We start from the raw sequence: 221 nt of genomic DNA on the forward strand, positions 1-221 counted from the left end.
TATCCTCGCGCTTTGGCATTCGGCGCCTTCACCGTCTGGCTGTCGAGCACACCACCAGACGGGCTGGCTTCACGTCCGTTACGCTCCCGGTCAAGCATCAGCGACACGTCGTGAATGGTCTGGAACAGCATCCGACGCACGATCCGTCGAAACCACCAGTATACGGTTTGCCACGGGCCGAAATTCGTTGGCAGCATGCGCCAGCCACCGCCGCTGCGCGC

At 62.4% G+C, this 221-nt stretch carries 1 protein-coding gene; it reads right to left on the reverse strand.

Going from position 1 to position 221, the window contains the following annotated elements; genetic code table 11:
* The coding region (locus GSQ92_RS29180; RefSeq protein ID WP_159014848.1) for a transposase at positions 1-221 on the reverse strand (221 nt) is incomplete at both ends.

The sequence above is a fragment of the Acidisoma sp. S159 genome (assembly GCF_009766125.1).
Classification (GTDB): domain Bacteria; phylum Pseudomonadota; class Alphaproteobacteria; order Acetobacterales; family Acetobacteraceae; genus Acidisoma.